This is a genomic window from Psychrobacter sp. NC44 (assembly GCF_904846655.1).
In the GTDB taxonomy this organism is placed as follows: domain Bacteria; phylum Pseudomonadota; class Gammaproteobacteria; order Pseudomonadales; family Moraxellaceae; genus Psychrobacter.
On the sequence record NZ_CAJHBN010000024.1, the window covers coordinates 13,322 to 28,343 of the forward strand.

12 protein-coding genes are annotated in these 15,022 nt (G+C 42.9%); 4 read left to right on the forward strand and 8 right to left on the reverse strand.

The features are described from left to right. Window positions 1–250 precede the first annotated feature (250 nt). The 3 genes from guaB to pdxH all read left to right on the forward strand — a co-directional run bounded on the left by guaB (window position 251) and on the right by pdxH (window position 3,995). Window positions 251–1,723: an IMP dehydrogenase gene (gene guaB / locus JMX95_RS12995; RefSeq protein ID WP_045454296.1), complete on the forward strand. Its 1,473-nt coding sequence runs from the start codon at window positions 251–253 to the stop codon at window positions 1,721–1,723. A gap of 213 nt (window positions 1,724–1,936) precedes the next feature. After that, on the forward strand, window positions 1,937–3,307 hold the full coding sequence (gene glmM, locus JMX95_RS13000) for a phosphoglucosamine mutase (protein ID WP_109592651.1): 1,371 nt from the start codon (window positions 1,937–1,939) through the stop codon (window positions 3,305–3,307). A 43-nt stretch (window positions 3,308–3,350) separates the two neighbouring features. Continuing rightward, window positions 3,351–3,995 carry a pyridoxamine 5'-phosphate oxidase gene (pdxH, locus tag JMX95_RS13005; RefSeq protein ID WP_201561030.1) on the forward strand — a complete coding sequence of 215 codons (645 nt, stop codon included), beginning with the start codon at window positions 3,351–3,353 and terminating at the stop codon, window positions 3,993–3,995. 98 nt (window positions 3,996–4,093) lie between these two features. Here the strand turns inward: pdxH and JMX95_RS13010 are convergent, their stop codons facing one another. The 8 genes from JMX95_RS13010 to JMX95_RS13045 all read right to left on the reverse strand — a co-directional run bounded on the left by JMX95_RS13010 (window position 4,094) and on the right by JMX95_RS13045 (window position 13,016). Then, on the reverse strand, window positions 4,094–4,528 hold the full coding sequence (locus JMX95_RS13010; RefSeq protein ID WP_109592655.1) for a hypothetical protein: 435 nt from the start codon (window positions 4,526–4,528) through the stop codon (window positions 4,094–4,096). A 139-nt stretch (window positions 4,529–4,667) separates the two neighbouring features. Then, entirely contained in the window at window positions 4,668–5,963 is a 1,296-nt protein-coding gene (locus JMX95_RS13015) for an HlyD family secretion protein (protein WP_201561028.1), read from the reverse strand. A gap of 107 nt (window positions 5,964–6,070) precedes the next feature. After that, entirely contained in the window at window positions 6,071–7,687 is a 1,617-nt protein-coding gene (locus JMX95_RS13020) for an MFS transporter (RefSeq protein WP_109592659.1), read from the reverse strand. A gap of 518 nt (window positions 7,688–8,205) precedes the next feature. Further along, window positions 8,206–8,835: a glutathione S-transferase family protein gene (locus tag JMX95_RS13025; RefSeq protein WP_109592663.1), complete on the reverse strand. Its 630-nt coding sequence runs from the start codon at window positions 8,833–8,835 to the stop codon at window positions 8,206–8,208. A gap of 46 nt (window positions 8,836–8,881) precedes the next feature. Next, on the reverse strand, window positions 8,882–9,559 hold the full coding sequence (locus JMX95_RS13030; protein ID WP_045446333.1) for a type 1 glutamine amidotransferase domain-containing protein: 678 nt from the start codon (window positions 9,557–9,559) through the stop codon (window positions 8,882–8,884). Between the two features lie 219 nt (window positions 9,560–9,778). Further along, window positions 9,779–10,828, reverse strand: coding sequence for an NADP-dependent oxidoreductase (locus JMX95_RS13035; RefSeq protein WP_109592665.1), 1,050 nt, complete (start codon window positions 10,826–10,828; stop codon window positions 9,779–9,781). Window positions 10,829–10,984: 156 nt separating this feature from the next. Next, window positions 10,985–12,205, reverse strand: coding sequence for an iron-containing alcohol dehydrogenase (locus JMX95_RS13040; protein ID WP_109592667.1), 1,221 nt, complete (start codon window positions 12,203–12,205; stop codon window positions 10,985–10,987). Between the two features lie 208 nt (window positions 12,206–12,413). Next, on the reverse strand, window positions 12,414–13,016 hold the full coding sequence (locus JMX95_RS13045; RefSeq protein WP_055124963.1) for a TetR/AcrR family transcriptional regulator: 603 nt from the start codon (window positions 13,014–13,016) through the stop codon (window positions 12,414–12,416). 406 nt (window positions 13,017–13,422) lie between these two features. On the opposite strand from JMX95_RS13045, the gene JMX95_RS13050 reads away from it, so the two are divergent. Next, on the forward strand, window positions 13,423–14,913 hold the full coding sequence (locus JMX95_RS13050) for an aldehyde dehydrogenase family protein (RefSeq protein WP_087814161.1): 1,491 nt from the start codon (window positions 13,423–13,425) through the stop codon (window positions 14,911–14,913). The last annotated feature ends 109 nt before the right edge of the window (window positions 14,914–15,022 follow it).

A 15,022-nucleotide genomic window follows, 5' to 3' on the forward strand; every position in this document is an offset into this window, starting at 1 on the left:
TGAGCGATTAAGAGTAGGGGCGCGCTATATTTGTGCAAACTTATTAGCATCAATCAATTGCAATTTTCGAGTGTCTCTGTTTGTTTAATCACAAACACCGGCTGGCTCATTGCTGATTATCTAAAACTTTGTGATACAAGGTCTTTAATTTTAAGACTTTAGCTTCATAAAGTCATATCGTTGATTTTGGTTGATTGTCTTAATGCCAAAAATATCCCACCCATCAAAATAACCACCACTAGGGGTCTGTATGTTGCGAATTGTCGATGAAGCCTTAACCTTTGATGACGTTTTATTGTTGCCAGCTTATTCTGAAGTCTTGCCAAAAACTGCCGATCTGACCACCCGTTTGACCAAAAATATCACGCTGAATCTACCGCTGATTTCCGCCGCGATGGATACCGTGACCGAATCTGAAATGGCCATTACGATGGCACAGCTAGGCGGTATGGGTATCTTGCACAAGAGCATGGATATCGCTAAGCAAGCCACACAAGTACGCCGCGTCAAAAAATTTGAAGCAGGTACGGTTGTAGATCCGATTACTGTGCATCCAGAGATGACGATTGGTGATCTGCTACAGCTGACGCAAGATAATAATATCTCAGGCGTACCTGTGGTAGAAAGAGGCACTGATAATGTCGTGGGTATTGTGACTCACAGAGATTGGCGCTTTGAAACCAATCTGTCTTTGCCAGTTAGTAAAATCATGACGCCAAAAGATCAGTTGGTGACAGTACATGAAGGTGAAAGCAACGAAAACATCAAGCGTCTGCTACATGAACACCGTATTGAAAAAGTCATCGTTATCGACGATCATTTCCGCTTACGTGGTTTGATTACGGTTAATGATTTTGCAAAAGCTGAAAACAATCCAAATGCTTGTAAGGATGAGCAAGGTCGTCTGCGTGTTGGTGCTGCTGTTGGTACTGGTGCAGATACCCAAGCGCGTGTTGAAGCGTTAATCGCTGCTGACGTCGATATCATTGTGGTTGATACCGCACATGGTCATTCAAAAGGCGTGATTGATAAGGTATCTTGGATTAAAAAGCACTATCCACACGTACAAGTCATCGGTGGCAATATCGCAACAGGGGATGCTGCACTTGCACTACGTGATGCAGGCGCTGATGCGGTAAAAGTCGGTATTGGCCCTGGCTCTATCTGCACTACGCGTATCATCGCTGGTATCGGTGTGCCGCAAATCTCAGCCATCGATAACGTCGCTAGCGCATTAAAAGACAGTATTCCACTGATTGCTGATGGCGGTATTCGCTATTCAGGTGATATGGCAAAAGCCATCGCTGCTGGTGCTTCGTGCATCATGGTAGGCTCATTGATGGCGGGTACTGAAGAAGCGCCGGGTGAGGTTGAGCTGTTCCAAGGTCGTTACTACAAAGCTTACCGCGGTATGGGTAGTTTGGGCGCGATGTCAGGTTCAAATGGCTCATCAGATCGTTACTTCCAAGATGCTAAAGATGGCGTAGAAAAATTAGTACCAGAAGGTATCGAAGGCCGAGTTCCTTATAAAGGTCCAGTTGCTGGTATTGTTAATCAGTTGGTTGGCGGTTTGCGCTCATCAATGGGTTATACTGGCTCTGCGACTATCGAAGATATGCGTACCAATCCGCAATTCATTAAGGTGACATCGGCGGGTATGAAAGAGTCGCATGTCCATGATGTACAAATCACCAAAGAAGCACCGAACTATCGTGTGAATTAAAAAGTGTTTTGTAATCCTGCATTACGTCAACGATAGCTATTTTGCAGGGCTGCAGTGACCTTAAGATACAAACAGCCAACAATGCCTTGTTATTGTTGGCTGTTTTTTTTGTAAAATACACAAGCGGATTATAATAATAACTACTTAGACTGTTTATACGTTATTGTTTGCGTATTCGTCTGGTTTTCACTCTTAGATTTGGGAGCATACATAATGAGCTACTTTGGCACCGATGGTATTCGCGGAAAATTCGGTGAGTCGCCGATCACACCAGACTTTATTTTAAAATTGGGCTATGTGACGGGACGTGTGCTGATAGAGAATAATGACAATCCTGCTCGCAAGCCAAGCGTGGTCATCGGTAAGGATACGCGGCTATCAGGTTATGTGATTGAAGGCGCATTGCAAGCAGGGTTTAATGCCGCTGGTGTTGATGTGCATATGCTTGGACCATTACCCACACCAGCGATTGCGCATTTGACCCGTAGTTTTAATGCAGATGCTGGGGTGGTTATTTCAGCGTCGCACAATCCTTACTATGATAACGGTATCAAACTGTTTTCAGGTGATGGCAAAAAGCTGACTGATGAGATGCAAAACTCTATTAATGACAAGCTAAAAGCGATTATGAGTGCCTCTGAGGCGGACAATAATGTGATTATGCCTATTCTTGATCCAGCACAATTAGGGAAAAACAATCGAATCAATGATGCCAAAGGTCGCTATATCGAATTCTGTAAAGGCAGTTTTCCTTATCAGTACGACTTGAGTCATCTGACTGTCGTCGTAGATTGTGCCAATGGTGCAGGCTATAGCGTGGCACCAAGAGTCATGCGTGAGTTGGGTGCCAATGTGATTGCTATTAACAATACGCCTGATGGCATCAATATCAATGCCGACTGCGGCTCTACCCATCCTGAAGGCTTACAGAAAGCAGTGATTGAGCACGAGGCAGATGTTGGTATCGCACTAGACGGTGATGGTGATCGTATTGTGATGGTTGATGAGGCTGGTAATCTGGTTGACGGCGATGGCATTTTATACGTACTTGCTACCCAAGGTCAGACTAAGGCGAAAGGTGTGGTTGGTACGCTCATGAGTAACATGGGCTTAGAGTTGGCACTCAAAGCGGCAGACATTAAATTTACTCGTGCAAAAGTAGGCGATCGTTATGTGATGCATGAGCTTGAAGCGAATGGCTGGATACTGGGCGGCGAACCATCGGGTCATATTCTATGTTTAGATAAGAGTCGTACGGGTGATGCAATTATCGCCGGCTTGCAAGTGCTTGCGGTGATGGAAGCACGTGGTAAAGCGCTCAGTGATTTGACCGAAGGCTTTGAAAAATTGCCACAAAAACTGGTCAATGTACGCTTAAGTAAAATGCAAGATCCGTTTGAACATGAAGAGCTGGTTGCTGCTTTTGCAAAAGCACAGGCCACTTTAGAGGGTCGTGGTCGTCTGCTCATTCGACAGTCAGGTACAGAGCCTATGATACGTGTGATGGTTGAGTCGGATGATGAAATAGAATGTGATGTATTGGCAAATGATTTGGCTGACCATATCAAAGCAATATTGGGTTAAAGTCATAATATAGTTATATTAAAATAAGGAATATTTTATGAGCATGGATTTTACCGATCAGCGTTTGTCATACGAAAAAGGTGAGCTTGATCAACAGTCCGTCCCAGACTCTCCATTTGAGCTACTAAAAGAATGGATGAATGAGGCAATAGCACAAAAGGTGCAAGAGCCTTATGCGATGAGTCTAGCGACGTGCGGTGCTGATAATAAACCTAGCGTGCGCATCGTACTTATGCGTGAGATTACTGAAAATGGTGTGGTGTTTTATACCAACTATGAAAGCGCTAAAGGTCAAGATATTGCCGAAAACCCGAATGTCGAAGCGCTATTCTTTTGGCATGAGCTGGAGCGTCAAGTACGTATTAGTGGCAGTATTGCTAAAATCGATGCTAATAAGTCAGCTGCTTACTTTCAAAAGCGTCCTCACGACAGTCAAGTGGGTGCGTGGGTCAGTCAGCCTCAAAGTGGCGAAGTTGCTGATCGTGAGGTGATGCAAACCAAGTTTGATGAGCTGCAAAATCAGTATCCAGAAGATAGCCAAGTGCCAACACCAGAGTTTTGGGGTGGTTACGAGATTACCATTCATGAGATTGAGTTTTGGCAAGGTCGTGCCAACCGTATGCATGACCGTATTGTCTATACTAAAGACAATGGTGAAAGCTGGACTACCAAGCGCCTTTTGCCTTAAACATATTTGCTACTTATTATTTAGATATAAGCAGAGAGTGATTTCTTAGGTGCTGTTGCTGCTCTAAACAGCAACAGCACCTAATTTTATTAAAAGCTTTATGGTATAAGCTCGAGTACTTGCGACTTTTTTAGCTTTCCTGGGAAGTTTCCTGTAAATATACGGCAATATAAAGTTTTGTCGTTCTCTAAGTATGTTGAAGAATCAAGTTTGATGCTATAGATGTATTGATCTGAAAGTGTGTCAGCAGTAGGTTTGGTTTTTTTAGGAATATTGCCGCTCAAATAATTATTCGAAGAGTAGTCAGGAATGTATTTATCATCATAGATTCGTTTATCGTTGATACAATGTATATAACTCCCTGTATTTCTAGTTGATTCACGTATTGAAAAATTAGCTTCTGATAAAAAAGTTATTTCATAATATGATGATGTCCGTTTAAATTCGACCAATTGAACTTCCGTATTTTTATGATTTTTTATGCACCCTGATAAAATTAGTAAAGTGCTTAACCCTATCATTTTATGCCGCATTATTGTTCCTTTCATATAATAAATTCATCATAAATTGACTGTAGGTGTAAGCAGCATAACAATTGATTGATAGTATGAAGATTTCCTTGCTCAAGTCTTACCATTTAAATAAGAGAAAGGCCGAGTTGCAGATATCCCCTTACTTTTTATTTTTTTGGGTGTCGACATCGACCGACACCGACATACCGGGGCGCAATTGCGCAAGCTCAGGTTGTCCTTGCTCTAAATCTATTCGTACCGGAATACGCTGAGCGATTTTAATATAGTTGCCAGTCGCAGGGTTTGCCGCGCCCGCGCTAAATTCACTGCCAGTCGCTGGCGAGATATTGCTGACATGACCTCGAAACGTAGCGCCGCCTAGCGCATCCACATGAATAGTTGCAGGCTCACCGACAGCCATATTTGCCACTTGGGTTTCTTTAAAGTTAGCGATAATCCACACGCCTTTTGGAACCACATACATGAGCTGTGTGCCCGCGCTGACATATTGCCCAGCTTTGACGCTGACTTGACTCAGTTGTCCTGATTCAGGAGCAGTAATAATCGTATTGTCTAAATTAATCTTTGCTTGCTTAGCAACTGCTTCTGCATTTTTAATATTGGCATCGAGTGATGAGCGGCTACCACTGGTTTTTTTGCTAGCCTCAAGGGCGACTTGTAAATTGGCTTCTGCTTGCTGAACGCCAGCTTGTGCTTGAGCGAGCTGAGCTTGGGCATGAGCAACTTCTGCTTTGGACACAGCACCAATGGCATCAAGTCCTTGATAGCGCTTGACGTCTTCGCGTGCACTATCAACGCTAACTTTGGCACTATATAAGTCCGCTTTACGTGCTTCGATTTGCGCCTGACTGGTGCCCGTATCTTGCGCATTGCTTGAGCGGTCGGTCATAGCGACTTCGATATTGGCTTGTGCTTGTTCGAGCTGCTGCAAAAAGGCACGGTCGTCTATCTTAACCAACAAATCACCCGCTTGTACATTTTCAAAATCTTGCACTGCCACTTCTGTGACATAGCCAGAAACTTGCGGGCTGATAATCGTTGTTTGACCTTTTACAAAGGCATTATTAGTCTGCTGAACCGTAGGCGTAAAGGGCGGTAGCTTCCACGCATAAAGAATCAAAAGGACGCCAATAATGATTAGTGCAATCAATAAGCCTAGGTTAAAATAAGATTTCTTTTTAGGCGACCAACCTGTAGCGTCAGGAATAGGCTCTTTTGGCGGCATTGGCGTTTCATCAGCATCAGCAACGGACGTTATTATCGAGTCCTCTTTTTTCGCTACGGACGCAGTATCATCGTTTTTTGATTGGCTTAGAGGCATCTCTATTGCTGCTGCCTTGGATGATGTCTGATTGTTTTCAGCAGTATTTTGGGTGGCATCTTGAGCGGTGTCTTGATTATGGTCATCAAGATCATTTAACTTGTCTTCGCTCATGATGCGCTCCTAATGAGATTGGTAAACATAGTGGATAACTTTTTAAAATATAGTAATTAGCATAAGAAGAAAAGGTAACAGCAAAAAATCGATATTATTGTCACCTGTTATTTTTTGCCCATCATTTCTGCCAATGCGGCAAGTTCTTTACCAAGTGGATTGCGTTTATGATAAAGGTAATAAAAATAAATCATCAATAAATATAGCGCAGTGATAGTGGCGCTCACCGCCATCAAAAAGAATAAATCGTCATAAGCGGCGACCGTGGCTTGACGTTGCACACCCTGTAGCATTTGGGTCATCGTAGCAGGATCAGTGGTATTCATTGAACTGACCATATCGGCATAATGCATCTGAGTACGAATGGTGGTAAATGCTTGAATACCTGCCGCGCCTGCCAAACCACCGACCGTTTGTGAAATACCAAAAATAACCGAAAAGCTAATAATATAGGCAGGTCCGTTAGCAATGGCGCGAAACATACCTTCAAATACCATTGGTCCCATAAAGTAAACGGCAGCAAAAGCGATTATAAACTGACTGAAATAGAACATATAAGGGGCAGAGTTTAGCGACACACCCGTATCTACCCATGCACCAATCGCAATCAATGCAACCGCAAAAATCACTGGTCGGCGCAGATCCGTCGCCTTGGTGGTAAAAATGCTAATCACTAATGCCAGTATGCTAGCCACCAAGATGATGGCATAAAAAACAATCAGCTGGTCATTACCATAACCAAGGTTTGCTAATAATCCTGCGGCGCCCACACTTTGCTCAGACAGCAAAATACGCATGACGGCACCAGTAATCATAAAGGCAATAATGGTGCGACTACGCATCCAGCGCACTTGTAACATAGGGTTTTTGCGGTGCGTCTCAATCCATAAAGCAATCGAGATAGTCACGACGGCAATAATCAGTGGATAGCTAAGCCAAGGCATTGTCCACCATTGAATTCTACCTTGTACTAAAAATACGGATAGGGCGGCAAGACCACTGGCAAAAAAGCCAAAACTCACCAAATCAAGTTTTTCAAAGACCTTTTCCGTGTTGCCCGGTGGTAGCTCAAGAATGTTAATAAGCCCAAAGCAAATCAGCGATAATCCCACTTGAAATAAAAATAAACCTTCAAGCTGACCATCAACGGCTAAATAAGGCGAGATAATCCGTGACAGTGGAATGCCAAACTGTACCAAGCCAAAGCCCAGTATCAGTCCGCTGATACGCCGAGCAGTTGGCATGCCTTGTAGACAATAAAAAATAGACAATACCGTCATCGCACTAGCCACCACACCACTAAAGCCACGGGCGAGCAGTTCTAAATAATAAGGCTCAATGCTAACCCCAATCGTCGTACTGAGTAGATTACTACTGACCAACCACTGCATACTGGTGGCTGCCAACAAAAAGAAAAGAGTGATTTTGCTAAATAGCGACATACCAAATTGCTGACGAATTTTGTACAGCAGCACCGTGACACAAGCATTGGTCATATTGTAAGCGACTGATATCCAGCCACCTTCTACTGGTGTTAAGCCCATTTCACCTTGGATTTGAGTGAGATTCGCGACCAATAGACCATTCTGAAAGCTGGCAGTTAAGCCGATAAAAATACCAATCAGTAAATAAAATACTTTACGGCGCACAGGGTGATCAGGGGTGGCAGGCGAGCCAAGCATGAATGGTCGTTCATGGGGCTTAAACTGGTATTCAGTACTCATGGATGGATAATCTGCGTAGAGGGATAAAATGGTGTATAGCCGTTGTTAAACAAGCATCGCGCTCGTCGGATAGTCATGAAACTCAAGACGTTCAAAGTCATTTAATAAAAAGTCATTTAATAAAAAGTCATTTAACAGAAAGCCATTTAGTAGGCTGATAAAACCAAAAAAGTATTCTAAACCCTGTTTTGAATATTTTATCATAATTTTTGTTGAGCATTTATCACGCATAACTAACACATTGAAAATCAAATTAAAAGATAGATGCAGCTGTCTGTCAATGAGAGAAGATAAGAAACACAGTGCTATAGTCAGAGCACTTTTAAACTGCTACGGCTTTACCCGCCATAGATGTACTCAGTGTACTATCTGCGGTCGGTCGCCTTGTAGCGATTCTAAAATTCCTTGACTATATGTCACATAGCTACGACTCAGGTCATTTTCACCCATAAAAAACAGCTCTATAAAGAGCTGTTTTTTTATACATTAAATAGTCGATAAACAGTTAGACTATGGTACTAAATAGAGTGATCATAATTCGCCTCTAAACGCATGCTGCGCTGATAGCTATCAAGACTGGCGAGTTGTAAAGCATACTGCTTGATATGCGGATAATCATCTAACGCTTCACGCTTAGCCAGCATGATTAAGTCGAAAGACAGCATAAAGTCAGCGCCGCTTAGCTTATGACCAACGATAAATGACTTATCTGCAACTTCCTCGTTTAGATAGCTCAACAATCTGTGTTTTTCTTGACTGATATAACCATCTAAAAACTCGTTATCGACGATGCCGGCTTTTTTGGTAAATAGCTCCAGTAATAACGGCAACATGAGCGAGCTTTCAGCAAAGTTAATCCATTGCAGATAATGTCCATAGTCTACGCTATCAGTCGTAGGACGTAAGCGCTCTGGCGCAAATCGCTCAATCAATAACTCAGTGATTGCACCCGACTCGGCATAAAGTTGACCATCCATCTCGATAACCGGAGATTTACCGAGTGGATGTACCGCCTTTAAACTGTCTGGTGCCAAATGAGTATTAGGATCGCGTTGATGACTAATGATCTCATAAGGCACGCCCAGCTCTTCTAAAAGCCATAAAATACGTAATGAGCGAGACTGGTTGAGATGATGTAAGCGAATCATGATAGTGGCCTTTTGCATGGTCTATTATATTAACGTTAAAAAGATATTAACCTTTCAGCTTAGTGATTAAGCGCTTGGCAGCTTCCTCTGATGACGCTGGGTTTTGCCCAGTAATCAGCAAGCCATCTTCAACCACAAATGATTCCCAATCAGCGGCTTTTTCATAGTTACCACCATTGGCTTTTAGTGCATCTTCTACTAAGAATGGCACGACATCTGTTAGACCAACGGCGTCTTCTTCTGAATTGGTAAAGCCAGTCACTGTTTTGCCTTTGACTAAATACTCACCGTCAATTTTGACATTTTTAAGAGCGGCTGGAGAATGACAAACAAAGGCGACAGGTTTGTCTTGTTTGACAAACGTCTCAATCAAATTGATCGAATTTTTATCAACTGCCAAGTCCCATAGTGGACCATGACCGCCTGGATAAAAGACTGAATCAAAATCTTCAGCGTTCATATCAGCGAGTTTTTCAGTATTGGCAAGATGCTTTTGAGCATCGCTGTCTTCTTTAAAGCGCTTGGTATCTTTCGTTTGCGTGTCTTCAGTATCGCTGCTCGGATCAAGTGGTGGCTGCCCGCCAGCAGGAGAAGCAAGTGTCACATTGACGCCCGCATCGATAAAAGCGTAATAAGGCGCGGCAAACTCTTCTAGCCAAAAGCCCGTTTTTTTGCCAGTATCGCCCAACTTATCATGTGAGGTTAGTACCATTAAAATATTCATAGTCGTCCTTATTTATTATTGATGTTGTTTTTAAATCATGGGTTGTTAGCAGTCATGCTTAATTGGTCATCTGTAATTAATATGAGTATTTGCAATGACTGCTAGCGGTATTCATAGAACAGTATTCATGGTTGAGAGGTCATTTTCAGTGGTTGTCTTAGCAAGTTATGTTGTTAAGTCGTTATTTGCGATTCAATCAACTGATAACCATTGGTTCTGTTATTCAACCTCAGAAACTTTAACCACTGTTTTACCAAAGTTATCGCCATTTAGCATGCGCACAAAGGCATTTGGTGCATCGTCTAAGCCTTCAGCGATATATTCTTTGGTTTTAACATCGCCTGACTCGACCCATTTGCTCATGGTTTTTAAGAATTCTGGGAAGTGATCACCATACTCTTCAAAAATAATAAACCCTTTGATGGTGAGACGACGGCTTAGAATGTTGCCCATTAATACGCCTAGACGATCTTTGCCATCAGGCAGCTCGGTGGTGTTGTATTGCGAGACCAGACCACAGACTGGGATACGTGCATGCGCATTTAATAATGGCATAACGGCATCAAACACTTTGCCACCGACGTTTTCGTAATAGATATCGATGCCATCTGGGCACGCCGCTTTTAATTGCTCGGCAAAGTCATCCGCTTTATGGTCAATACAGACATCAAAGCCTAGCTCATTGACAGCAAAGTCACATTTTTCTTTGCCACCAGCCACACCAACGGTACGTAAGCCATATTGGTTGCCAACTTGACCTACCGTTGCACCAACGGGACCCGTTGCAGCAGCGACGACCAAAGTTTCCCCTTTTTGCGGCTTACCGATGTCGGTCAAACCCATGTAACCGGTAAAGCCTGGCATACCTAGTACGCCTAAACCATAAGAGGGATTTGACATGTTTTTGTCAAGCTTTAAGACGCCTTCGCCATCACTGACGCTATAGTCTTGCCAGCCTGAGTTTGAGACCACTAAGTCACCCACAGCAAATTTGTCGATATTGGATTCAACGACTTGGGCAACCGTGCCACCCATCATGACGTCACCCACTTCTAGCGGATCAGCATAGCTTTTTGCATCGCTCATACGTCCACGCATGTATGGATCTAATGATAAGTAAACGGTACGCAGCAGCATTTCATTGTTATTTGGCGATGGGATATCGCTGGTTACCATATCAAAGTTTTCAGCTTTTGGCTCACCTGTTGGACGGCTTGCTAATTTAATTTGACGATTTATTTTTTGATTTTGTTGTTTATCAAAGCTCATTATCAGATTCCTTTTCTATTTATTAATTTTAAGATTCTATTGATTTTAATATTTACTGGTTTTGATACTCAATGGTGAATGGAGTAGTTACTCAGTGCTGAGCAACTACTATAAATAGCATAACAATATGTGTTTCTTATTACGGTGGTGTTTTTATTAAGCAGATTTGCTACTAATAGCACGTTGTAGAATACGACGTGACACTTCTAAATCATTGTTGCTGTGCTCGCCTAACTGAACCATGTTGTGCGCTTCAAGCTGCTTGATAATTGGGTCAATAGCTGACGCATCAAGTTCTGCATCTTCTAAACTGACGGGCAAGCCAAGGTCGCGGAAGAAGTGTTCTGTACGGACAATAGCGGCTTCAATGACAGCGTCTTCGTCTTGATGAGTATCATCGAGCGTAATATTCCAGACATTATGTGCATATTGAAGTAATTTTTCTTTTTTACTTTCTTTTAGCTCACGCATCACTGATGGCAATAAGATAGTTAATGTACGTGCATGATCGATGCTGTGTAACGAGGTTAGCTCATGACCGATCATATGTGTCGTCCAGTCTTGCGGTACTCCTGCACCGATTAGACCATTGAGTGCCATTGTCGCTGTCCACATAATATTCTTACGAGTTTCTAAGTTCTCTGGATCTTGTTTAACGATACGACCTTCATCAATGAGGATTTTCAGCAAGCTCTCAGCAAAGGCATCTTGCACTTTGGCATTGACTGGATACGTTAGGTACTGTTCCATGACATGGACAAAGGCATCCGCAACACCATTCATCACTTGACGCTCAGGTAATGTCAGTGTTTTGATTGGATCTAATATTGAGAACTTAGGGAAGGCAAGTGCGTTGCCAAATGGTAGCTTAGCTTGACGTTCACTATAATTGATGACGCCGCCTGAGTTCATCTCAGAGCCAGTGGCTGGAATGGTCAAAACAGCACCCAAATCGATGGCAGAATCAATGTCTCTGCAATAGCTGGTTAGTGCGTTCCATGCTTGTTCGCGTGAGACAGTCGTGTCATCTTCTTCAGTGAGTGACGATACCAATGCCACAAATTTGCTACCATCAATGACTGAGCCGCCACCGACCGCTAGCAAAAAGTCAATATTGTGCTCATTGACCATATCTGCTGCTTTTAAAAGAGTCGTGAATTCTGGATTGGCTTCAATACCACCAAATTCGAATACGGTACGTGTACCGCTCGCAGCCAAGGCTTCTTTTACTTCGTCTAGCGTACCTGTGCGCTGTGCCGAACCGCCACCATAAGTGATAAGTACACGGGCATCAGTCGGAACCAATTCCGATAGTTGTTTTATTTGACCTTCACCAAAGACGATACGTACTGGATTGTAATATTGGAAGTTATTCATAGTATTCCTAAAATCATTAAATATTTGTGTTAGGCGTATGGGGTGCAAAAATCTCAGTGGCAAATTAGCCATTCGTTTTTGCAACTGTGGGCATTGTACATTAAATAGACCAGTCGTCTAGTAATTTTTACAAAACTCTCTTATAACTCAATTTTTTGCTTTAGATATAGGGAAGTATAAATGGCTAAAAAGCGTTTAACGCACGAGATTAGCGTCCCAATTGAGAAGTAGTCATCTGCCATACTTCTGCAAGCGGTGTATTGGTTTGGCTAATCTTGGCGATTAAACTGGCACCAAGCCAAGCAAAATACCAACGTTTTGCCATGCTCTCGGCCGCGATATTGTCAGGTTGTGGTACAGAGTCATCCGCCCAGCCTGCTTTGATTTGTTCAGCAAGCCAGCTGATGGTCTGCTGGTAACCAGCATTCAGTGCGATGCGCATAGGTTCAGACAGATCTGCAACCTCAGCGCTGAGCTTCACCACCAAGCATTTTTCATGATCACAGCCATTTTGCTGGGTGTCATACCAGCTTTGAAAGTAATCATAAATCTTTTGCTGAGCATTAACTTTTTGACGACCAATGGTGTCTAAGCGTATCTTATAATCAGTGAAATAATGACTGATGATAGCTTCACCGAACGCTTCCTTTGAGGCAAAATAATGGTAAAAAGAGCCTTTAGGAATACCGGCTGTGTCTAGTATTTGTTTGATACCGACGGCAGTAAAGCCTTTTTTAGAAATCAATTGATAGCCTGTTTCTAACAGATGCGTTTTGGTATCTGGTGGGATTGTGGTTGAGGCCGCAGACATAATGGTAATGTCCTCCTATATTTTTTATGAATGTATTTCAGAGATAAGGTATGGCGAATAATGCTACTTAGCGCGCTATTAACAATTATTCATGATACTTTCTATGGGTCGATGCAGATTTTTATCGTTGCTTATAATGAGTGCTTATTGTCAGGGTTGATATGGTCACGTTACGTTTTTTCAACAATACTTGCTGACAAAATACGCTTATTTGTATGAGGCCTATGGTAGCATTAGACCAGTCGTCTAGCAAGTTTCGTTTTGATGTGCTTAATCAAATGTCGCGAGCGCAGGCTATTTAATATAAATAACTGTGTTAAGGGTTATTTTTTATCTGCCTCAATTTGCTAGCCATACTGTTTTATTGACAACCAACATAACATCCATAAAATAAATGAGAAGAATTATGTTAACTGATACCGATAATACCAAAGCCAATGCCTATAATGATTTCCACCTCCAGTACATTGCAGGGGAATGGCAAAGCGGTCAAGATGATAGCGTCAATACCAACACCAACCCCTACAATGGCGATACACTTGTAAAGATTCAGCAGGCGACAGAAGCACAGCTTAATGAAGCTTATCAAGCAGCAAGTGCGGCACAAAAAGAGTGGGCACAGCAAACGCCAGCGACACGAGCAGGTGTACTATATAAAGTGGTTGAGATTTTAGATCAGCGCCAAGATGAAATCGTCGATTGGCTCATTAAAGAGTCGGGCAGTACCCGTGTTAAAGCCATGGTGGAGTTTGCTGCTACCCGCGGCATTACCCTTGAGGCTGCGACTTTCCCCAGTCGTGTACATGGCGAGATTCGTCCATCTAACACCCCTGGCAAAGAAAACTTTGTTTACCGTGAGCCCATCGGTGTCGTCGCTGTCATTAGTCCGTGGAACTTTCCATTACATTTGACACAACGTTCTATTGCACCAGCCTTAGCACTTGGTAACGCTGTGGTACTCAAGCCTGCGAGTGATACTCCAGTGACTGGTGGTTTGCTGCTAGCAAAAGTATTCGAAGAAGCAGGTTTGCCAAAAGGCTTGCTCAACGTGGTGGTTGGCTCAGGCAAAGAGATAGGAGATGCGATCGTTGAACACAAAACCCCAAGCTTTGTATCATTTACTGGCTCTACTTCAGTCGGTAAGCGCATTGGCGAGTTGGCCAATGGCGGCGACTACATTAAACAAGTAGCGCTTGAGTTGGGTGGTAACAGTCCATTTGTGGTACTAAAAGACGCTGATATTGAGCAAGCGGTCAAAGCAGCAGCCTTTGGCAAATTCTTACATCAAGGTCAAATCTGTATTGCTATTAATCGTATTATCGTTGAAGACGAGATTTATGATGACTTTGTTGAGCGTTTCTTGGCACACGTTAAAACGTTAAATGTCGGCGATCCGAGCAAACAAGACACGGCGGTTGGTCCGATTATTAATAAAAAACAAGTCGAATCGTTGAAAGAGAAAATCGCTAATGCGCAGCAAGAAGGCGCAAAAATGATATTAAGTGGTGAGATTAAAGGACAAGTTGTACCGCCGCACATCTTTACTGAAGTGACGCGCGAGATGGATTTGTCACGTAATGAGGTATTTGGACCATTGGTCGGTATCATCCGTGCCAAAGATGAAGATGATGCGTTATCGATCGCCAATGACTCAATGTTTGGTCTGTCGAGTGCGGTATTTACAAAAGATATGGCAAAAGGCATGCGCTTTGCTCGCGGTATCAGAGCAGGCATGACACATATTAATGATATTTCAGTCAATGATGAAAGTAACTTACCATTCGGTGGCGAGAAAAACTCAGGTATTGGTCGTTTTAACGGTGAGTGGGTGCTAGAAGAGTTCACTAGAACGCACTGGATATCTATGCAACATGAGCCACGCGAGTATCCGTTTTAAGCGATGTATATTTTCAATGCTCTAAATTAAAGTTGGGGCTGTCCTAGATAACTAGTTCAGTTCCTGTTTAACCCATTGTTTTAGCTGGTGTAATTGACGTTTTGGATCA

What these genes read in the sequence shown, in the direction of transcription:
- JMX95_RS13050 (WP_087814161.1), top strand. Translation starts at nt 13,423, where the DNA reads ATGTTAACTGATACCGATAATACCAAAGCCAATGCCTATAATGATTTC.
- glmM (WP_109592651.1), top strand. Translation starts at nt 1,937, where the DNA reads ATGAGCTACTTTGGCACCGATGGTATTCGCGGAAAATTCGGTGAGTCG.
- JMX95_RS13030 (WP_045446333.1), bottom strand. Translation starts at nt 9,559, where the DNA reads ATGAATATTTTAATGGTACTAACCTCACATGATAAGTTGGGCGATACT.
- JMX95_RS13020 (WP_109592659.1), bottom strand. Translation starts at nt 7,687, where the DNA reads ATGAGTACTGAATACCAGTTTAAGCCCCATGAACGACCATTCATGCTT.
- JMX95_RS13015 (WP_201561028.1), bottom strand. Translation starts at nt 5,963, where the DNA reads ATGAGCGAAGACAAGTTAAATGATCTTGATGACCATAATCAAGACACC.
- JMX95_RS13010 (WP_109592655.1), bottom strand. Translation starts at nt 4,528, where the DNA reads ATGCGGCATAAAATGATAGGGTTAAGCACTTTACTAATTTTATCAGGG.
- JMX95_RS13045 (WP_055124963.1), bottom strand. Translation starts at nt 13,016, where the DNA reads ATGTCTGCGGCCTCAACCACAATCCCACCAGATACCAAAACGCATCTG.
- JMX95_RS13040 (WP_109592667.1), bottom strand. Translation starts at nt 12,205, where the DNA reads ATGAATAACTTCCAATATTACAATCCAGTACGTATCGTCTTTGGTGAA.
- JMX95_RS13025 (WP_109592663.1), bottom strand. Translation starts at nt 8,835, where the DNA reads ATGATTCGCTTACATCATCTCAACCAGTCTCGCTCATTACGTATTTTA.
- guaB (WP_045454296.1), top strand. Translation starts at nt 251, where the DNA reads ATGTTGCGAATTGTCGATGAAGCCTTAACCTTTGATGACGTTTTATTG.
- pdxH (WP_201561030.1), top strand. Translation starts at nt 3,351, where the DNA reads ATGGATTTTACCGATCAGCGTTTGTCATACGAAAAAGGTGAGCTTGAT.
- JMX95_RS13035 (WP_109592665.1), bottom strand. Translation starts at nt 10,828, where the DNA reads ATGAGCTTTGATAAACAACAAAATCAAAAAATAAATCGTCAAATTAAA.